21 protein-coding genes are annotated in these 18,739 nt (G+C 39.7%); 8 read left to right on the top strand and 13 right to left on the bottom strand.

The genetic code is table 11. The features are described from left to right. Positions 1-9: 9 nt before the first annotated feature. From K1X56_11060 to K1X56_11015, 10 genes are read right to left on the bottom strand one after another with little or no spacing between them, the layout of a single operon-like run. Entirely contained in the window at positions 10-417 is a 408-nt protein-coding gene (locus K1X56_11060) for an EVE domain-containing protein (GenBank protein ID MBX7095256.1), read from the bottom strand. Between the two features lies 1 nt (position 418). Next, entirely contained in the window at positions 419-1,222 is an 804-nt protein-coding gene (locus K1X56_11055) for a DUF2520 domain-containing protein (protein ID MBX7095255.1), read from the bottom strand. Continuing rightward, positions 1,189-1,920, bottom strand: a complete 732-nt coding sequence (locus K1X56_11050; protein MBX7095254.1) for a tetratricopeptide repeat protein — start codon at positions 1,918-1,920, stop codon at positions 1,189-1,191. Before K1X56_11050 ends, K1X56_11055 begins: the two co-directional genes overlap by 34 nt. Next, positions 1,917-3,638: a BatD family protein gene (locus K1X56_11045; protein ID MBX7095253.1), complete on the bottom strand. Its 1,722-nt coding sequence runs from the start codon at positions 3,636-3,638 to the stop codon at positions 1,917-1,919. The genes K1X56_11050 and K1X56_11045 overlap by 4 nt, the downstream gene beginning before the upstream one ends. A gap of 1 nt (position 3,639) precedes the next feature. Next, on the bottom strand, positions 3,640-4,476 hold the full coding sequence (locus K1X56_11040) for a tetratricopeptide repeat protein (GenBank protein MBX7095252.1): 837 nt from the start codon (positions 4,474-4,476) through the stop codon (positions 3,640-3,642). Next, positions 4,446-5,594, bottom strand: coding sequence for a VWA domain-containing protein (locus K1X56_11035; GenBank protein ID MBX7095251.1), 1,149 nt, complete (start codon positions 5,592-5,594; stop codon positions 4,446-4,448). Before K1X56_11035 ends, K1X56_11040 begins: the two co-directional genes overlap by 31 nt. Beyond that, the gene (locus K1X56_11030) at positions 5,587-6,621 is read right to left on the bottom strand and encodes a VWA domain-containing protein (GenBank protein ID MBX7095250.1); all 1,035 of its coding nucleotides are present in this window, start codon (positions 6,619-6,621) and stop codon (positions 5,587-5,589) included. Before K1X56_11030 ends, K1X56_11035 begins: the two co-directional genes overlap by 8 nt. Next, positions 6,618-7,508, bottom strand: a complete 891-nt coding sequence (locus K1X56_11025) for a hypothetical protein (GenBank protein MBX7095249.1) — start codon at positions 7,506-7,508, stop codon at positions 6,618-6,620. Before K1X56_11025 ends, K1X56_11030 begins: the two co-directional genes overlap by 4 nt. Before the next feature lie 50 nt (positions 7,509-7,558). Beyond that, on the bottom strand, positions 7,559-8,431 hold the full coding sequence (locus K1X56_11020) for a DUF58 domain-containing protein (GenBank protein MBX7095248.1): 873 nt from the start codon (positions 8,429-8,431) through the stop codon (positions 7,559-7,561). 17 nt (positions 8,432-8,448) lie between these two features. Then, positions 8,449-9,480, bottom strand: a complete 1,032-nt coding sequence (locus tag K1X56_11015) for a MoxR family ATPase (GenBank protein ID MBX7095247.1) — start codon at positions 9,478-9,480, stop codon at positions 8,449-8,451. A 161-nt stretch (positions 9,481-9,641) separates the two neighbouring features. Here K1X56_11015 and K1X56_11010 point away from each other — a divergent pair, with 161 nt between their 5' ends. Both K1X56_11010 and K1X56_11005 read left to right on the top strand, forming a co-directional pair. Beyond that, the gene (locus K1X56_11010) at positions 9,642-10,031 is read left to right on the top strand and encodes a nucleoside triphosphate pyrophosphohydrolase family protein (GenBank protein ID MBX7095246.1); all 390 of its coding nucleotides are present in this window, start codon (positions 9,642-9,644) and stop codon (positions 10,029-10,031) included. Next, positions 10,021-10,395: a hypothetical protein gene (locus tag K1X56_11005; protein ID MBX7095245.1), complete on the top strand. Its 375-nt coding sequence runs from the start codon at positions 10,021-10,023 to the stop codon at positions 10,393-10,395. Before K1X56_11010 ends, K1X56_11005 begins: the two co-directional genes overlap by 11 nt. Here the strand turns inward: K1X56_11005 and K1X56_11000 are convergent. From K1X56_11000 to K1X56_10990, 3 genes are read right to left on the bottom strand one after another with little or no spacing between them, the layout of a single operon-like run. Further along, a complete protein-coding gene (locus tag K1X56_11000) occupies positions 10,371-10,823 on the bottom strand; it encodes a hypothetical protein (protein ID MBX7095244.1) in 453 nt (150 codons plus the stop codon). The genes K1X56_11005 and K1X56_11000 overlap by 25 nt on opposite strands. 1 nt (position 10,824) lies before the next feature. Then, complete coding sequence (gene apaG, locus K1X56_10995) at positions 10,825-11,211, bottom strand: Co2+/Mg2+ efflux protein ApaG (GenBank protein MBX7095243.1); 387 nt, start codon at positions 11,209-11,211, stop codon at positions 10,825-10,827. Between the two features lie 56 nt (positions 11,212-11,267). Then, positions 11,268-12,623 (bottom strand): DUF5103 domain-containing protein, encoded by a 1,356-nt coding sequence (locus K1X56_10990; GenBank protein MBX7095242.1) that lies wholly within the window; start codon positions 12,621-12,623, stop codon positions 11,268-11,270. A gap of 84 nt (positions 12,624-12,707) precedes the next feature. Here K1X56_10990 and K1X56_10985 point away from each other — a divergent pair, with 84 nt between their 5' ends. Genes K1X56_10985 through nqrF form a run of 6 tightly spaced genes read left to right on the top strand, consistent with a single transcriptional unit; the run spans position 12,708 to position 18,687 of the window. Beyond that, positions 12,708-14,072 (top strand): Na(+)-translocating NADH-quinone reductase subunit A, encoded by a 1,365-nt coding sequence (locus K1X56_10985; GenBank protein ID MBX7095241.1) that lies wholly within the window; start codon positions 12,708-12,710, stop codon positions 14,070-14,072. Between the two features lie 36 nt (positions 14,073-14,108). Beyond that, entirely contained in the window at positions 14,109-15,290 is a 1,182-nt protein-coding gene (locus K1X56_10980; GenBank protein MBX7095240.1) for an NADH:ubiquinone reductase (Na(+)-transporting) subunit B, read from the top strand. A gap of 8 nt (positions 15,291-15,298) precedes the next feature. Beyond that, positions 15,299-16,042, top strand: a complete 744-nt coding sequence (gene nqrC / locus K1X56_10975; GenBank protein ID MBX7095239.1) for an NADH:ubiquinone reductase (Na(+)-transporting) subunit C — start codon at positions 15,299-15,301, stop codon at positions 16,040-16,042. A 4-nt stretch (positions 16,043-16,046) separates the two neighbouring features. Next, the gene (locus K1X56_10970) at positions 16,047-16,727 is read left to right on the top strand and encodes an NADH:ubiquinone reductase (Na(+)-transporting) subunit D (protein ID MBX7095238.1); all 681 of its coding nucleotides are present in this window, start codon (positions 16,047-16,049) and stop codon (positions 16,725-16,727) included. A gap of 20 nt (positions 16,728-16,747) precedes the next feature. Further along, complete coding sequence (nqrE, locus tag K1X56_10965; GenBank protein ID MBX7095237.1) at positions 16,748-17,368, top strand: NADH:ubiquinone reductase (Na(+)-transporting) subunit E; 621 nt, start codon at positions 16,748-16,750, stop codon at positions 17,366-17,368. A gap of 23 nt (positions 17,369-17,391) precedes the next feature. After that, positions 17,392-18,687, top strand: a complete 1,296-nt coding sequence (gene nqrF / locus K1X56_10960; protein ID MBX7095236.1) for an NADH:ubiquinone reductase (Na(+)-transporting) subunit F — start codon at positions 17,392-17,394, stop codon at positions 18,685-18,687. The last annotated feature ends 52 nt before the right edge of the window (positions 18,688-18,739 follow it).

Below are 18,739 nucleotides of genomic sequence, written 5' to 3'. Positions count from 1 at the left end.
AGAAAAAAGTCAGACCCCGCCCAGCTTCTTCAAAAGCTTGAAATGCTCAGCACTTACAGGCATTACACTTAGTCGGGAATGGGTTATTAAGGGCAATCCGGCCAATTCAGCCGTATTTTTGATCGTTTCCAGGCTAACTCCTTTTTTAAAGGCCTTATCAGGTGCTACTTCCACGGCAACCCAACGATCGTCGTCGATGGTCGGATCCGGAAAAAATTCGCGGGTAATGCTTGCTATGCCAACAACTTCTTTACCGATGTTGGAATGATAAAATAAAGCTTTATCACCCTTTTTCATTGCTTTTAAATTATTTCTGGCCTGGTAGTTTCTTACACCATCCCAGGTTGCTGTTTTCTTTTTGAGGAGATCATCCCACGAAAAAACATCGGGTTCCGATTTTATTAGCCAATAATTCATATCAGGTCGAGTAGAAGTGTTGAATGGATAAACTTAATTCTTTATAGAGTTTAAGCATTTGTTTATCGTGTTTCAATAAAGCAAGATGTTTTTTTATCGTGCTCAGATCGTTTCGTCGTGCAGGTCCGGTTTGATGTTTCGCTGCTTTACCATCGGCTGCTTTTAGTGCTGTTTCCTCAATGAGCGGAGAGAGGAGCAAGGGAGATAATTTATTTTTTTTCAAAAACTCCTGCGCAAGTGCCATAAAGTGATTAGAAAAATTACAAGCCATAACCGCTGCAAGGTGAATTTTCATGCGTTCTTCGGAATGAATTGCTTTTACGGTTGGCGAAATGGACAATGCAATTTTTTTTAGTGTAGCCAGATCTTTTTTCTGACTGCATTCAATTAACAGTGGAATTTTTTTCCATTGCGGTATCCGATCTGAAGAAAAGGTTTGCAAAGGATACAAAACTCCTTTTCGTTGTTGTACGATTAATTCCATCGAACCGGTTCCGGAAGTATGAACGACCAATACATCAGGTGCAATAATTTGATTGGAGACCTCTGTAATGGCGTCGTCTTTTACCGCAATAATTACCAGAGTGGTATCCTTGCTTATATCACCGGGTGATGAAATTACAGGACATTTTAATAATGAAGCGAGCTTTTTTGTTTTTGCAGGATTTCTACCCCAAATACCGGAAAGCTGACCATTTTTCGATACTACTTTTCCTAATTGCGTAGCCAGATTACCCGTTCCAAGAATGGCAATTTTGGGACGACCAGTCCTTAGATTTTTTCCAGATTTTCTTTTTTTATCCATCCGATATTGGCATCATCGATTGAAATCTCAACCCATTCTTCATTCTCAGAACGCAAATTCACTTTTGCTCCTTCGGAGATTCTGAAAACCGTATTTGCGTTGTCAGAAGGCTCACTTTTCACATCCAGATTGTTTTCCAGAACAATGGCCTGGTTGGATTCCAAAATGGAAGAAGCACGAAAGGAGGCAGGAAAAATACAAAGAATTCCGATAGCAATGGAAACAATACCCATTCCGAATGAAAGTGACCTGATTTTAGCATCTGATACGATGCGGTGTACGATTAGGGAAAGGAAACCAAAATTGATGCAGATAATAAGTAACCATGACCAATAATTGATGCCTTTACTGTTCACCAACGTGAAATACCAGCCGGAGATTCCGGAACGGTCGGTGTTGACTTTATCCTTAAATCCACGTTTTACAAATGCAATATTCGCTTTCAGGTCTTCATTATCCGGATCAAGTTTTAGCGCTTTTTCGTAGTATAAAATAGCATGTACCCGGTCGCCCAATCGGTAATAGCAATTGCCAATGGCAAAAAACAAATCCGAAGAGTAGTTGTCAGCCCCGAGTTCAGCCTGAAAAGCCACCAGTGCAGAATCGTATTTTTGTTGTTTGTATAAATCATCTGCCGAGGAAAATCCAATTGAAGGTATTCCGGCAATGAATAGAAGGAATAAAATCAGATTTTTCATTTTATAGCATTTTCAAGGTGATCAATCAGTGAAAGAGCGCGCTCATAAATTTCGAATTCCTTTCCGGAAACCAGCATTCCAAACCGGGCCATTTCACAGCTCTCCAGTAATTGTATAAATTCTTCGGTGTACAATTCACCGGCTTGTCGTTCCGAAAGTGATTTACGTATGTTTTCACGGCTCATGCCAGATACTTCAAGTTGAAGTTTATTGGATAAATAGCCATTTAATGCTTTCCAGGTTTCTTCATAGAATTGGGAAACATTTTTCTCATCTAACTTTTTACGCGCTTCCTTCAATTGCTGCGATGCAAACTTGCTGGCCTTTTTCATTTTACCGGCAGCAATTTCTTCTTCACTTTTTTGCGATTTCTTGCGAACGAAAATCAGTACAAAAAAAGCAAGTGGACCAAGGAATGTCAAACCATAAAATGAAATGGATCCGAATATAATATCATCTTTCGAAAAGGTATCGCCGGAATAGGAAGGATAGTGACGGATATCCGTATCCAGAATTTCTACAGCCGAATTCTGATCTAGCATCGGTTCATTTTGATTTCCTTCGCCGGGTAATACGTTTACAGAGAAGGTTTCCGAATTTAAAGTATGGTATTTATTATCTGATGGATCGAAATAGGAAAAGCGGATTGGTCCGATGGTATATTTTCCTTTTTTTCTTGGAATGGTAAGGTATTTAAATTCTTTACTACCTGAAGTTCCACTCTCTGAATAACTTATTTTTTCTTTGATTTCGGGTTCATAATTTTCAAATCCATCAGGGAGGTTTAATGGGATATTATCAATGAACATGAAGTTACCGTTACCGGAAATTTTTATGGTAATATCTAATCCGTCGTTGGTTTTTAATTCAGATTTATTTACCTGAACATCCATTTTAAAATTTCCAACAGCACCTTCAAATCCTTCCGGTTTACCTGCAGGCAGAGGCATTACTTCTATATTGGAAGCATTGCTGGTTAGTTCGAATCGTTGGGTGGTAAAACGATCTTGCCCTAATATTTTCATTTTATAGGGTTTCAGTTTTAACGTGCCGAATGAATTCGGATACAGAATTTCTTTTTTGAAAATGGTCACCTGGTAGTCGAGTCCGTCGGTATTCTCTGCATAGCTAGGCCATCCTTGTTGACCCGGCTCTATATTTTGCATCCAGCACCCGGTTTGATTCGGAAATTCATAATCCTCGATGGAAGCACGCAATAGGCGGTTTGAGATGGTGTAACTGACTACAACATGTTCTCCTTCGTAGACTTTATTTCGACTCACACGAAGTGAAGTAAAAATATTTTTCCGGCCTGTTTCCTGATAAAATCCCGGGTCTTTGGCTTTTCCTATTTTAAGTTTAATCGGATCGGATTTGTATTCTTTACCTCCAATAACAATTTTAGCCGAGCCAATTGTGAATTCTCCTTCTTTGGTAGGAAGTAAAAAGTAGGTCCAGGTATAGGTAGTGCTTTGTGAAACGACCCCATTGATGTTGGAATAGGAGGAAAAGCTTCCTCGGTTTGGACCAGCGATTATTTTAAAAGAGGAAAGGTCAGGAAAAGAAATTCGTCCATCGGAATTGGAAATAAATTGAAGTTGAATGTTTTCATCGATGGAATAATTGGTTTTTGCGGTTTTAACATAGAATTGCACGTCCTGGCCATTCACCGCAACCATTTTTGTAATCAACAAGAGGAAAAGCAGCACTCGATTCATATTACCAATCTTTTGTTATACCGGTTACAATTCCTTTTTCTTTGTTTTTATTCAGTTTATCCTGAAGTTTTTTCTCGTTGCCATTTAAAGCTTCCAATATCTTCTTTGCTTGTTCCTTGCTAAGTTGATTGGGACGAGGTTTGCCCTCTCCATCTTTTTTATCCTTGTTGTCTTTATTGTCCTTGTTATCCTTATTGTCCTTATTATCCTTGTTATCCTTGTTATCCTTGTTATCCTTATTGTCCTTATTATCCTTGTTATCCTTGTTATCCTTGTTGTCCTTGTTATCCTTGTTATCCTTGTTATCCTTGTTGTCTTTATTGTCTTTGTTATCCTTGTTATCCTTATTGTCTTTATTATCCTTGTTCTGGTTGTTTTGTTGTTGTTTTAATTTCTTCTGCGCATAGGCCAGATTATAACGGGTGTCTTCATCGTTCGGATTATTTTTCAAAGCTTGTTTGTAGGCTTGAATGGCTTCCTGGTATTTTTGAGATTGCATATGAACATTTCCAAGGTTATGGAAGGCTTTTGCTTTTTCAATGGGATCCTGAATTTTAGATATGGCACCTTCAAACAAGGAAGCTGCATTTTCATAATCACCCTGGCGATAAAATGAATTACCCAGGTTGAAATTACTTTTTGCATTATCCGGCATCAACTCAATTGCTTTCTGATACGATTTATTTGCAGCAGGATAATCTCCCTTTTTATATAACTCATTGGCCTCTCTTAAATATTTTCTATAGAGGTAATCTTTATCCTGCGCATCTACATGTAGATACGAAAACACAACGACCAAAAGGAGCATTATTTTCCTGATATCAATTTTTCCAGCCATGCCGATTTCTTTTCACTGATCAATTGTTGGATAATTAGTAGCAACATTGCAATACCTACAAAAACCTGAAATTGGTCTTCATAGTCAGCATAAATTTCTGTACCGTATTCCGTTTTTTCAAGTGTGTTTAATTCGCGGATGAGGGATTCAAGTCCAAGATCACTGCCGCTTGCTCTTACGTAGTGACCACCACCTGCTTCTGCTATTTCCTTCATCATCGATTCATTCATTTTGGTAATGACGGTATTTCCTTCCTGATCCCTCTTAACTCCAGCTTTTACCCCGTTTTTAAATTCAGGAATTGGTCCTCCATTTTCAGATCCTACACCAATGGTATTTACCAAAACGCCTTTTTCTTTTGCTGCCTGGGCTGCCAATAATGCATCATCTTCATGATTTTCACCATCCGAAATAATAATAATCGCTTTGGTACTTTCTTCCTCGTAATTAAATGCACGTAAACAGGTATCAATGGCGCTTCCAATGGCAGTACCCTGGGAGGACATCATATTCGTAGAAACGCCCGAAAGAAAAAGTTTGGCAGCAGAATAATCCGTAGTAATGGGAAGTTGCGTATAGGCGGATCCGGCAAAAACAACAAGACCGATTCTGTCGCCATGTAGTTTGCTCATGAGTTTTTCAATCGACAGTTTAGCAATTTTAAGTCGACTCAAATTACCGGTCATGTCTTCTGCCAGCATGGAATTGGATACATCAAGTCCGATCATAATATCAATCCCTTCCGAAATAGCTTCTTTTTTGTTTAAGCCATATTGCGGATTACCAAGAGCAATGATCATCATTCCCAATGCCAAGCGGAATAAATAGAAGCGGATAAAATTTTTAAAGCTGGAAATGGGAGTTAGTAATCGGGTTGAAGTAGCATCACCAAATTGTTTCCAGCGTTTATTTTCACGAAGAGTAATAAGTACATAAAGTGCAGAAAAAACCGGAAGCAAAAATAGATATTTGAGTATCCATTCATGTTCCATTCTAAATTCCGCAACGTTTTCCTTAAGGTAAAGCCAAATACTTAATCCGGTTACCCAAAAAACTAATTCTCCCACCAGGGTGAGAATTAAAATGAGATTCAATGAATATGTAGAACTTTTATTCATTGGGGGCAGATAATATTAAACGTCGAATTAGATATTCTGCAGCAATTAAAAGGAGTCCAACAAAAACAAAGGAATGGAACATTTCAGGTGGATCCATTTTAAATTCCGTCACTCTTATTTTTGTTTTCTCCATTTGGTCAATTTCCTTATAGATATCCTCCAGCTTCTTTTTATTCTCTGCACGGAAATATTTTCCATCGGTCATTTCGGCAATCGACTTCATCACCTCTTCGTCGATTTTTACTTCCATCATGGTGGTGGTTTTTCTTCCAAACATATCCACCATCGGAAAAGGGGCCATTCCGTTTTTTCCTACACCAATGGTATATACTCTTACATTGTATTCTTTGGCTATTTCTGCAGCGGTTAGAGGATCAATATTTCCCTGATTATTTACTCCATCAGTGAGTAAAATAACCACTTTACTTTTTCCATCGCTTTCCGCCAGTCGGTTCACAGCAGTTGCCAGTCCCATCCCAATGGCCGTACCATCCTGAATCATTCCTGTTTCTACATCGTTAAACAAACGAATAAGCACAGAATGGTCGGTTGTTAATGGACATTGCGTGAATGCCTGTCCCTCGTAAACCACTAAGCCAATACGATCGTTCGGACGTTTTTTTATAAAGTCAATCGCCACCTCTTTTGCAACTTCCAGTCGATTGGGCTTAAAATCTTCTGCCAGCATACTACCTGATATATCAATGGCCATTACAATATCAATTCCTTCACTGGTTTGTTTCCGTATGACTTCATCGTCGTTCATTTGCGGACGAGCAAAGGCGATGATTAAAAGTGCGAGTCCCGCCATTTTAATGCCGTATAAAATTGGAGGAATCCAATTCCAAAAAGTGCTTGTATCTGAAAAAGATTGGGTAGAGGAGAAATTTAAAACAACGGAAGACTTCTTATGCTGATACCATTTCCAGGCTATCAAAACTGGAATAATAAGAAGAAGCCATAGGTATTCCTTTTCAGCAAATGAATAGCTGAACCAATGAAAATCTAACCATTTTTCATCTTTCATGATTCAGTATTTTCTTGTTGGTTGGATTTGGGTTTAATACTAGTGAGTGTAATAAATTCGTTGGCGCGCTTCATTACATTTTCATTCTCAAATGGAGCTGGATTTTCCTTCGCGAACTTAACAAGGTCGGCCAACTTTAGTACATAGACCAAATGCCTGCGTGCTTCCTCATTCAAGTCCATGATCCGGAGGAAGTGAATGACCTCATCGGTGGTTTGTTCAAGGGCAGGGACTTCAAATCTCCGCTCAATATAATAGCGAATGGTTTCCGAAATGGCGATATAATATTCTTTGGTAAGTTGATTTTGCCACAATTGTTTGGCTTCAATATCCTTCAGCTTTTCTAATGCTTCAATATGGGCTGGTATGATTGGAGCAGGTGGAGGAAGCTCCGATTTTTTTGAACGCCTAACCAAATAATAAATCAAAAATCCAATAAGCAATAAGGCAGGAATTACAATGTACCAGTGATCCACCATCCAATACCAGATGTCTAAAAAGAAATCTTTCCAGCTATAGGCTTCACTGTAAATATCCTTGATGTCACGTATTGATCCGGTAGTATCTGCCTCTACAGTGTGGACTTCCAGCAACAGAGCATTGGAGAATAGGGAGTCGCCATTTACCACTGCAAAAAAAGGCGGAACGGCATGATATCCGCTATCGAAAGATGTTACGGTGTAATGTTGCTCAATGGAGTTCTCCGGCTGTGGATGAACCTGAACCATCTCCAGGTGAGATGTGCTTAACGTATCCGTGTATTGGGGCCAGATAATAGTGGCCTTTGGTGGACAATCCTTAATTTTTAAAACCAGGTTGATATGTTCACCAATTAAAATATTCTTTTTGTCAAACGAAGCCTGCAATTCCTGCGCGTTGCTGTTCATTCTAATGAAAGAAAACAGAGCGATAAAAAGTAATATGGTGGAATTCACTTTCATCGGTTTCTTTTCTTGAATAAATTCATTAAAGGTTTTACATAATTTTCACCGGTTAGAATTTGCACATGATCCACTCCGGATTTTTGCAATTGTTGCATAACCATTTTTGATTGTTCACTTGCTTTTTTAGCAAAGGACCTGCGAACGGAAGGAATTCCTGTATGAATCCATCTTACTTTTCCTGATTCATTATCGCGTATTTGAATCAGCCCCAGATTAGGAATAGATTTTTCCCGCTGGTCGGCTATTTCAAGTGCCACCAAATCATGTTTTCTGGAGGCAATTTTTAGTACGTCATAGAAGGATTCGTTCGAAATAAAATCAGAAATGAGAAAGGCAATGCTCCTTTTTTTAATGGCATTAATCAGGTAGGTGAGGGGAACATTGAGCGATGTCCCTTTTTGCGTGGGTTCGGTGGAAATGATTTCACTTACAATTCGCAAAACGTGACTTTTCCCTTTTTTAGGCGGAATAAATTTTTCGATTTTATCTGTAAATAAAATTGCTCCGATTTTATCATTGTTTTTCATTGCAGAAAATGCAATAACGGCAGATAGTTCGGCAATAAGCTCGCGCTTGAATTGCTTATTGGTTCCAAATTCTGAAGACGCAGAAAGGTCAATCAAAAGCATTACGGTTAATTCTCTTTCTTCTTCAAAAACTTTAATGTAGGGATGATTAAAACGCGCTGTTACGTTCCAGTCAATCGCACGGATATCATCGCCGGGCAAATATTCACGCACCTCACTAAAGGCCATTCCACGTCCCTTAAATGCGGAATGGTATTCGCCGGAAAAAATCTGCTCGCTCAAGCCTTTGGTCTTGATTTCGATCTTTCTGACTTTCTTTAATAACTCACGTGTATCCATCATCACCCGGTGAAGAATTAAGGAACTTCTACTTTATTGAGAATTTCATTGATGATGCTTTCTACACTGATGTTTTCTGCTTCAGCTTCGAAACTTAATCCGATACGGTGACGCAACACATCGTGACAAACAGAACGCACATCTTCTGGAATGACATATCCTCTTCGGCGAATAAAGGCATAAGCTTTTGCTGCCAATGCAAGATTAATGGACGCACGCGGAGAACCTCCAAAACTAATCAGTGGTTCAATTTTGGATAAACCACATTGACCCGGATATCGTGTTGCGTGAATGATATCTACGATATACTGTTCAATTTTTTCGTCCATATAAACTTCCCGCACCAATTTTCTTGCCGATACAATGGTTTCAGGAGATAAAACCTTATTCGGTTTCGGCATACCTTCCGGAGAGATATTGGAACGAATAATAAGTTTTTCTTCTTCTTTTTTGGGATAGTTTAAAACCACCTTCAACATAAAACGATCCACCTGCGCTTCTGGAAGTGGATACGTTCCTTCTTGCTCAACCGGATTTTGGGTGGCAAGAACTAAAAATGGTTCGGGTAATTTATAGGTGTTTTCACCAATGGTGATTTGTCGTTCCTGCATGGCCTCCAACAAAGCACTTTGAACTTTTGCCGGAGCACGGTTAATTTCATCCGCAAGAATGAAATTGGCAAAAATGGGACCCATTTTAACTGTAAACTCTTCCTTTTTCTGATTGTAAATCATGGTCCCCACTAAGTCGGCCGGTAATAAGTCGGGGGTGAATTGAACGCGACTGAATTTCGCATCGATACATTCCGAAAGCGTTTTAATGGCCAGCGTTTTTGCAAGACCCGGAACACCTTCAAGCAAAATATGTCCGTTAGACAACAATCCAATGAGTAATCGTTCCACCATGTATTTTTGGCCAACAATCACTTTATCCATTTCGTGACTCAGCACATCCACAAAAGCACTTTCGCGCTGAATTTTTTCATTCAGCTCCCGGATGTCGAACCCTTTATTTACCGAACCAAGAGTTCCGCTTTCATTCATTTCCATATTCAGAATAGATTTTTCAACACAAATTTCTCCTTTATAACGTCATAGAGGGAGTCCTTCGCTGTTAAAAAATGTTAACCATTTTAGCATTGTTCTTATCCCGCCGAATCTTAATTTGCAGAAAATTTTTCACTTGTATGAATGACCGCCGCCGACTTTCTTTGCAGGACACCATTGATTGTGTCCGTGAGTTTCACGATGCTTTCCTGATTAAGAACCACGATAATCCCACTCTTCTTGTAAAGGAAGAGGAATTTATGCTTCGTCACCGTCTGATGCTCGAAGAGAATGAGGAATACCTTGAGGCTTGTAAAAAGGGAGATTTGGTTGAAATTGCAGATGCACTGGGAGATCAGCTTTACATTTTGTGCGGTACAATTTTACGTCATGGACTGCAACATAAAATCGAGGAGGTTTTTCTCGAGATACAACGCAGCAACATGAGCAAGTTGGATGAAAATGGAAAACCGATATTCCGGGAAGATGGTAAAGTGATGAAAAGTCAACTTTATTTTAAACCCGATATTGCCAGAATAATTCATGAAAAATGATCGTTTTTGTTTAGAATGCGGAATTACATTCGCCGGTAGAATTGATAAAAAATTCTGTTCCGATCAGTGCAGAAGTCAGTTTCACAACCGAAGGGAAAGAGACCATCCCGACAACATCAGAAATGTAAATTCCATTTTGCGACAAAACCGAAAAATTTTATTCCAGGCTTTAGGATCCGCATCCCGCCGCGAGTTGAATCTGGAGTTTCTTTCCATGCGAGGATTTCAATTCCATTTTCATACCCATTCCTTCCAGCACCCTTCAGGTGAAAATTACCGTGGTATATATGATTTAGCCTGGCGGAATTTGAATGAAAAGCAGATAGAAGTCCGTTTAATTCAGGGATTCGATTCCGAGAAATAAACCACAAATTCACCTGCACAAAACAACAACCAAAGTGCAATCCGGATCATCTCCCCGCGAAGAGGTTTTTGTCGGTCTGTAGTACTTGATTTCATAGGCAAAAGGGATAATCCCGTGGCAGAAAGTGTGACCAACATCGGATAAATCCTATAACCGGAAAAATAGCAGATCACCGATGCGCAACTTATCATCATTAACAAACGTGAAATAACAAAGGTTTGACGAGCCTTTTCCAGGTAGTCGGACGGAGGAAATGGCAATGAGATCAGATAAGCCGCTCCCAATGAGAAAGCAACTGTTGTGATGGCATTATCTGAAAATAAAATAGAGGAGGAGGGACTCGCCGATGAAAGGGCAACTAATACGATAAATACAAGCTCAACCCATGTTAAAACAGGAGAAATGTAGGGATATAGATTTCGCTTCAACTTAATTTAACCGGTCGGGCGTGAACAATTGAAATTTGGGAATTTGTACTTGAAATAAAGTACCGTCAACCATATTTTTAAACAAATAGGTTCCGAACATTAAACCAAAATCACTGGCCAGGTTACATGCCGATTCATATTCATAACTGTCGCCAGGTAACAAATGGGGTTGCTGACCAACCACACCTTCGCCTTCTACTTCTCGCGGATAACCGAGTGAATCCTGAATGTACCAATGGCGACGAAGCAATTGAACGGGAAATTCATTTTTATTTTCAAGTCGGATTTTGTAGGAATAAATAAAGTGACGATTCGCCGGATTCGACAAATCATCTTCATAGTGCATTTGTACACTCACTAAAACTCCGGCTGAAATATCAGTTACCATTTCAACTACCAAAATAGAAAAACTTTTATTCCCAGCAACGAATAATTACGCAAAGGTTAACCCTTGTTCGAATTAATGAATTGAACCCCGACTAAACGATCACAGTTCTGTCGCATATCCCTGAAATACACAAGGATAGTGTAGTTGTTTTCTGTTTCAAAATGATTTCCTTCCACTAAAGTTTCATCAACGGTTTTCGATTTGTCGGACAAAAACACGTATTCGTAGTTATAATATGCTTGTTTAAGAAATACGGTTTGTTCGTATCGGTTGCTTCGGTAATTGTATTTCATTTGAAATTCATCCTTGGTTTGCCAATCACTCAAAGCGCCAAACAAGTAAATATTACCACTGTCCAACGGTTGATCATAGGGTAAATAGAAATGTACCCAAACATAATCCGATTCAGTTTCGGGTTCGTTGGATAAAACATTTCCAACCAAAAATTTTCCGTTGATGTCGAATGAAGTCATATACTTTTTATACGGTCTTCGTTCATCGTTTAATAATAAAATATGATACGGAATGGTGTCTTTAATCACTCTTGCTACATTGGGAGAATTGTATCCGAGACTTTTTAAATCGAAAAAACGAAACTCATTTCCGCCATTAAAAATATTAGGTTCATCCAAATCGAACACCAATTCTTTATCCTTTACAAACATGGGTTTTATGTTCTTTACTACATTATCCCAGCGATTATTTTGTTGGATTACTACTTTCAAATCTGAAAATGGATTCGGAACATTTAATGCACCGAAATTGATGGTTAGATCAATTTCCTGTTTACTGCTTCTGTATTCCGGATCCTGAGGTCGTTTGTATTGGTGTTGAATGTTAACTCCATTTTCATACACCATAAACCGGCGGGTAAGGACTAGTTGGTTTTGATCATTATTCGCAAAAATTTTTACCAGGTAATTCCCCGATTTACGGATTTTTGTTTTTTCATTGGGAATTTGCAATGAATAATGCAGGTAATTTTGATAAGTATTAAAGGAATATTTGTAGTTGGTGACGTTATACGTAAAAAAGCCATCCAAAAATTCCTGTTCCATCATCCCGGATGGATTCCAATCGGCATCGCAATGAATGATAGAATAGTACAAATCCTTCACATTGGCATCAAAATCATCAAAACTGATGGTAACACTCTCATCAGAAAGTAAAGCTATTACCGGTGGGTTTAAGGGGAACCCCGTTTTATAGCACATCGGAGTGTGAATTGATTTTTTGTACACATGGTCATTGTAAATCAACTCATTAACCGGTTCAACATAAGGATCTGTCCCCACTACGCCGCTGTTAGGGTCGGCCTGACCTCCGGGATTACAGGCCGTAGCCAGAATTCCTAACGTGGTGGAAAATAGGAGGATTGACCGAATATTGGATGTTAACATAAAATAGCTCATTTCTTACACAGCAAAAATGGACAAAAAGATTTGTTTCGTTCAACATTTTGATAATTTTGCTCCCCATATAAAAACATCCTTTCCATGTCGAAAGCCATTAAAATCAAGCGGGGCCTGAATATCAGGTTAAAAGGCGAGGCCGAAAAAGTTCTCGTTACCCTTCCTGTCAAAGGCACTTACGCGATTAAACCGACCGATTTCCATGGTCTTGTTCCCAAGATGGTTGTAAAAGAAGGTGATTCTGTAAAAGCAGGTTCTGTTCTTTTCATCAACAAGTACAACGACCGAGTTCGCTTTACTTCTCCAGTTAGCGGTAAGGTTACGGCGGTTGTGCGTGGTGAAAAACGTAAAATTCTTGAAGTTCGTATCGAAGCTGATGCAGAAACTTCATATGAGTCATTTCCAAGCGGAGATCCGAAAGGATTAAGTCGCGAAGAAATTCTCAATCGTTTATTGCAATCTGGTTTATGGGCCTTCGTTCGTCAGCGTCCGTTTACCAGTGTAGCCGATCCGGCCGACATGCCCAAATCGATTTTCGTAAGTTCTTTCGATACATCACCACTTGCTCCAGATTACGATTTTATCGTTCACGGTCAGGGCGAAGATTTCCAATTGGGATTAGACGCTATTGCGAAATTAACTTCCGGAAAAGTTCATTTAAACGTGAATGGAAATCTGGGTCAATCCAAAGTGTTTTCTAACTCCAAGGGAGTTCAAATTAATACCGTATCTGGTCCACATCCGGCTGGAAATGTCGGTGTACAAATCCACCATATCGATCCCATTAACAAGGGCGATGTAATTTGGTATGTAAATCCACAGGATTTGGTTTCTATCGGTAAGTTTTTCAGAACCGGTAAAGCTGATTTCAGTAAAGTGGTTGCATTAACCGGATCTGAAGTAAAAAATCCAAAATATTACCGTTTGGTAGCAGGTGCTCCAATGGCACAACTTACCGAAGGAAATTTGAATGATTCGAAAGAATTGCGCATCATTTCCGGTAATGTGTTAACTGGAACTCAAGTTGCTGCTCAAGGAAATATCGGTTATTATGATAATCAGGTAACGGTTATCGAAGAGGGCAACAAATTACAATTCTTCCTTACCAAAGGATGGATGGGTCCTGGTTTCTCCAAATTTTCATTGTCGCGTACTTTCCCTACCTGGTTAATGCCGGGTAAAAAGTTCAGTTTAGATACCAATCTCAACGGCGAAGAACGCGCTTTTGTAGTTACAGGTCAGTACGAAAAAGTATTCCCATTCGATATTTATCCGGTTCAATTGTTAAAGGCGATTATTGTGAACGACCTTGAAGCAATGGAAAACCTGGGTATTTATGAGGTAGACCCTGAAGATTTTGCGCTGTGCGAATTCGTTTGTACTTCCAAAATCAACTCCCAGCAGTTGGTTCGCGATGGGCTCGACCTCGTACGTAAAGAATGCATGTAATAAGAAAAATTGTTTTAAATAAAGACAGATCAGGATATGAAGTTCCTAGAAAATTTTGTCAGAAAGTTAGAGCCATCCTTTAAGGAAGGTGGAAAACTGCATAAGTTCCACCCGGTGTATGATGGTCTTGCTACTTTCTTGTTTACTCCCGACCACACCACCCATAAAGGTGCTCACATTCGTGATGGTATCGACTTAAAACGTACCATGGTTACCGTAATTCTTGCTTTGGTTCCAGCCATGATCTTTGGAATGTGGAATGTGGGTCACTGGCATTTTACGGCATTAGGCGAAACTGCAAGCATGGGCGATAAATTTATTTATGGCTTAATTAAAGTTTTACCAATTATTGTGGTTTCCTATGCAGCAGGATTAGGCGTTGAGTTCGCATTCTGTATTGCAAAAGGACACCAAATTCAGGAAGGATTCCTGGTATCCGGATTATTAATTCCATTGGTGATGCCGCCGGATGTTCCGCTTTGGATGGTTGCTCTTGGAACTATTTTCGCTGTTATTTTTGCGAAAGAAGTATTCGGAGGTACCGGTATGAACATTGTAAACGTTGCCCTTACAGCCCGTGCATTTTTGTTCTTTGCTTATCCTACGTTCACCTCCGGTGAAGTGTGGATCAGTGGCGATAAAACAAAATTCATTGATGGCTATACGGGAGCAACGAACCTCGGACATTTAGCAACGCTGGTTGATAATCCAACTCAAAAAGAAGCAGTGATGACGAAAGTGGCTACGCTTCAGGATACCTTCCTTGGAATTGAACCAGGATCTATCGGAGAAACTTCTGCACTAGCTATTTTAATTGGTGGCGTAATTTTGATCTTAACCGGAATCGGATCATTCAGAATTATGGCTTCCATGTTTGCAGGCGGTTTCGTAATGCAAAGCATTTTCAACGCTTGGGGTGCTAATCCTTATATGGAAGTAGATCCAATGCATCAATTAATGATGGGTGGATTTATGTTTGGTATGGTGTTCATGGTTACCGATCCTGTAACTGCGGCACAAACTGCCACCGGAAAAATAATTTACGGTTTCCTTGCCGGTATGTTCTCCATTATGATTCGCGTCTTTAACCCTGCCTATCCGGAAGGGGTAATGATGGCAATTCTTCTTGCTAACGTTTTGGCACCAACCATCGATCACTTCGTGATTCAATCCAACATCAAACGTCGCCTTAACCGCGCTAAACTTAAAACTGCGTAATCATGGCTATTAATAAAGACAGTAACGCCTATACCATCATCTTCGCATTTGTAATGTGCGTGGTGGTTGGAACAGCTTTAGTGCTGGTTGCACAATTGCTGAAACCATTTCAGGATGCCAACATTCTGAATGATAAAAAGCAAAATATCCTGGCTGCTCTTCAAATCAAAACGGATTTAAAAGGAGCAGAAGCGAAATTTAATGAACACGTAAAAGAAGCGATCATCCTCAATGCAAAAGGTGAAGCTATCGATCCGGCAACCTTGGGTGGCGATCCGATTAAGGCGGCATTAGATATTAATGCGTTGACCGAATTCAAGGATAAAAAACCGGAAGAGCGTAAATACCCGCTGTTTGTTTGCGAAAAAGAAAGCAAAACCTATTTCGTAATGCCGGTAGGGGGATTAGGACTTTGGGCTGGTATCTGGGGCTATGTATCTGTAGAAGCAGATATGAATACCGTAGCAGGTGCCTCTTTCGATCACAAGAGTGAAACACCTGGACTTGGAGCTGAAATTACCACCGACTTTTTCGAAGGTCAGTTCCCGGGTAAAAAACTGAACGACGAAACCGGAAATTTCGTTTCCATTCGTGTAGTTAAACCAGGTACACCACAAACTGAACATACTGTAGATGGTATTTCGGGAGGGACATTTACATCTAAAGGTGTAGATGAAATGCTTACCCGTTGCCTGAGTGTGTACAGCGTATATTTTAAATCTATGTCGAACAGCGTAACAGCTACAAACTGAGGATATGAGTACTACAGAGGTTAAAAAAGCTCCCAAAGAAGGGCTCTTCTCTAAGAAAAACAGAAAACTGATTACAGATCCGTTGAATGATTCTAACCCGGTTACCGTTCAGGTATTGGGAATTTGTTCTGCACTTGCTGTAACCGTTCAAGTAAAAAATGCATTCGTAATGGCTGCATCCGTTACAGCAGTAACCATTCTCGGAAACGTATTGATGTCCTTAATGCGAAATATCGTTCCTAACCGTATTCGTATTATCGTACAGTTGGTTGTTGTTGCTGCGTTGGTAATTATTGTTGACCAAACCCTGAAGGCTTTCGTTTATGACGTAAGTAAACAACTTTCGGTATTCGTTGGTCTTATCATTACCAACTGTATCATTATGGGACGTATTGAGGCTTTTGCTTTAGGAAACAAACCTTGGCCTTCTGTGTTGGATGGTTTAGGAAACGGACTTGGATACGGTATTGTATTAATGACTTTAGGAGTTGTTCGTGAACTTTTTGGTTCAGGAAAACTTTGGGGAGCACAAGTGTTACCAGAATCATGGATATATTCTGTAAACAATCCTGATGGATGGTATGTACTTAACAACTTTATCATTTTGCCTCCAATGGCATTGATGCTGGTTGGACTCTACATTTGGATCCAACGCGCCCGCAATACCAAACTCATTGAATCCTAATCTTAAAGAATAAACAGATCATGGAAGTTTTAAATATATTCATCAAGGCGATCTTCATCGACAATATGATTTTCGCTTTCTTCTTGGGAATGTGCTCATACCTCGCCGTTTCTAAGTCAGTTAAAACAGCAATCGGGTTAGGAGCTGCAGTTATTTTCGTATTGGGAATGACTGTTCCTTTGAACTACCTGCTCGAAAATTACCTTCTAAAACCAGGAGCTTTATCGTGGTTATTGGGAGAAAAAGAAGCAGCAGGAATTGATTTGAGTTTCTTATCCTTCATTCTTTTTATTGCCGTTGTTGCAGCATTTGTACAATTAGTGGAAATGTCAGTAGAAAAATTCCTTCCTGCATTGTATGGTGCACTGGGTATCTTCCTTCCGCTGATTGCCGTAAACTGCTCCATTCTCGGTGGTGCGCTCTTTATGCAGGAGCGTCAATACCCAAGCATTTTACACGCTACTTCATTTGCGGTTGGAAGTGGAATAGGATGGGCCATTGCCATTATCCTCCTTGCTGCCATTCGTGAGCGTATTCGTTATTCTCATGTTCCTGCACCGTTACGCGGATTAGGAATCAGTTTTATTTTAACCGGACTTATGGGTATTGCATTCATGAGTTTCATGGGAATTAAATTCTAATATCATTCTTAAACATATTTACCATGACACAGGTAATCATAATCACATTAGTCGTTTTCGTTGCAGTTACGTTGCTGCTCGTGGGACTTCTGCTATACGCTAAATCCAAGCTGGTAGCATCCGGAAAAGTGAAGATTGTTATCAATGATGATAAAGTCATTGAAGTGGATGCCGGTAGTTCCTTGTTGAACACACTGGGTAATGAAAAAATATTTTTGCCATCTGCTTGTGGTGGAGGTGGAACATGTTTACAGTGTAAATGCCAGGTAACCGAAGGTGGCGGAGAGATTCTTCCAACCGAGATTCCCAACTTTTCACGTAAAGAAATTCAGCAACACTGGCGTCTTGGATGTCAGGTGAAAGTGAAAGAGAATATGAAAATTCATATCCACGAAGAAATTCTTGGTATTAAAGAGTGGGAAGCGAAAGTTGTATCGAACTATAACGTGGCTACTTTTATCAAGGAATTTATTGTTGAAATTCCAGAGGATATGAATTATAAAGCAGGTGGATATATTCAAATTAAAATCCCTGCTTGCGAAGTGAAGTATTCAGAAATGGATATTACTGCGCATCCACAAGATCACCCGGGTGAACCAATGAAATTTAAAAAGCACTGGGATAAATTCGGAATGTGGAATCTGGTGATGAAAAACAACGAAGAAGTGGTACGCGCTTATTCCATGGCTTCGTATCCTGCAGAAGGACGACGCATTATGCTGAACGTTCGTGTTGCTACTCCACCATGGGATCGTGCTAAGAATGGCTGGATGAATGTAAATCCGGGTGTAGCATCTTCTTATATCTTTAACCTGAAACCAGGCGATAAAGCAATAATTTCCGGTCCATATGGTGAATTCTTTATCAACCCTTCTGATGCAGAAATGCTGTATGTGGGTGGTGGAGCCGGAATGGCACCTATGCGTTCTCACTTGTATGAATTATTCAAAACATTGCGTACAGGTAGAAAAGTGACATATTGGTACGGCGGACGTTCACGTGAGGAGTTATTCTATATTCACTATTTCCGTGACCTCGAAAAAGAATTCCCGAATTTTAAATTCTTCCTCGTATTATCTGAACCTCTGCCGGAAGATAATTGGGTGGCAAAAAAAGATATCAATGATCCAAATGGTGATGGATTTATCGGATTCGTTCACCAGGCAGTAATTGACCAATACCTTTCCAAACACGATTCACCGGAAGACATTGAGTTTTATTTCTGTGGTCCTCCAATGATGAATAAAGCCGTTGTTAAAATGTGCGAAGATTGGGGAGTACCTAAAGAAAATGTTCGTTTCGACGATTTCGGAGGATAAATTTTCTTGCACCATATTCAGAACATCCCGGCAGATTTGTCGGGATGTTTTT

Source organism: Flavobacteriales bacterium, assembly GCA_019694795.1.
In the GTDB taxonomy this organism is placed as follows: domain Bacteria; phylum Bacteroidota; class Bacteroidia; order Flavobacteriales_D; family UBA2798; genus UBA2798.
Note: the sequence above shows the minus strand (reverse complement) of the source record. Positions and strands in the feature narration are given on the sequence as shown.

Excerpts from the sequence above, each read along its gene's own strand:
- K1X56_11060 (MBX7095256.1), bottom strand. The coding sequence starts at position 417 with ATGAATTATTGGCTAATAAAATCGGAACCCGATGTTTTTTCGTGGGAT.
- K1X56_11055 (MBX7095255.1), bottom strand. The coding sequence starts at position 1,222 with ATGGATAAAAAAAGAAAATCTGGAAAAAATCTAAGGACTGGTCGTCCC.
- K1X56_11050 (MBX7095254.1), bottom strand. The coding sequence starts at position 1,920 with ATGAAAAATCTGATTTTATTCCTTCTATTCATTGCCGGAATACCTTCA.
- K1X56_11045 (MBX7095253.1), bottom strand. The coding sequence starts at position 3,638 with ATGAATCGAGTGCTGCTTTTCCTCTTGTTGATTACAAAAATGGTTGCG.
- K1X56_11040 (MBX7095252.1), bottom strand. The coding sequence starts at position 4,476 with ATGGCTGGAAAAATTGATATCAGGAAAATAATGCTCCTTTTGGTCGTT.
- K1X56_11035 (MBX7095251.1), bottom strand. The coding sequence starts at position 5,594 with ATGAATAAAAGTTCTACATATTCATTGAATCTCATTTTAATTCTCACC.
- K1X56_11030 (MBX7095250.1), bottom strand. The coding sequence starts at position 6,621 with ATGAAAGATGAAAAATGGTTAGATTTTCATTGGTTCAGCTATTCATTT.
- K1X56_11025 (MBX7095249.1), bottom strand. The coding sequence starts at position 7,508 with ATGAACAGCAACGCGCAGGAATTGCAGGCTTCGTTTGACAAAAAGAAT.
- K1X56_11020 (MBX7095248.1), bottom strand. The coding sequence starts at position 8,431 with ATGGATACACGTGAGTTATTAAAGAAAGTCAGAAAGATCGAAATCAAG.
- K1X56_11015 (MBX7095247.1), bottom strand. The coding sequence starts at position 9,480 with ATGGAAATGAATGAAAGCGGAACTCTTGGTTCGGTAAATAAAGGGTTC.
- K1X56_11005 (MBX7095245.1), top strand. The coding sequence starts at position 10,021 with ATGAAAAATGATCGTTTTTGTTTAGAATGCGGAATTACATTCGCCGGT.
- apaG (MBX7095243.1), bottom strand. The coding sequence starts at position 11,211 with ATGGTAACTGATATTTCAGCCGGAGTTTTAGTGAGTGTACAAATGCAC.
- K1X56_10990 (MBX7095242.1), bottom strand. The coding sequence starts at position 12,623 with ATGAGCTATTTTATGTTAACATCCAATATTCGGTCAATCCTCCTATTT.
- K1X56_10985 (MBX7095241.1), top strand. The coding sequence starts at position 12,708 with ATGTCGAAAGCCATTAAAATCAAGCGGGGCCTGAATATCAGGTTAAAA.
- K1X56_10980 (MBX7095240.1), top strand. The coding sequence starts at position 14,109 with ATGAAGTTCCTAGAAAATTTTGTCAGAAAGTTAGAGCCATCCTTTAAG.
- K1X56_10970 (MBX7095238.1), top strand. The coding sequence starts at position 16,047 with ATGAGTACTACAGAGGTTAAAAAAGCTCCCAAAGAAGGGCTCTTCTCT.
- nqrE (MBX7095237.1), top strand. The coding sequence starts at position 16,748 with ATGGAAGTTTTAAATATATTCATCAAGGCGATCTTCATCGACAATATG.
- nqrF (MBX7095236.1), top strand. The coding sequence starts at position 17,392 with ATGACACAGGTAATCATAATCACATTAGTCGTTTTCGTTGCAGTTACG.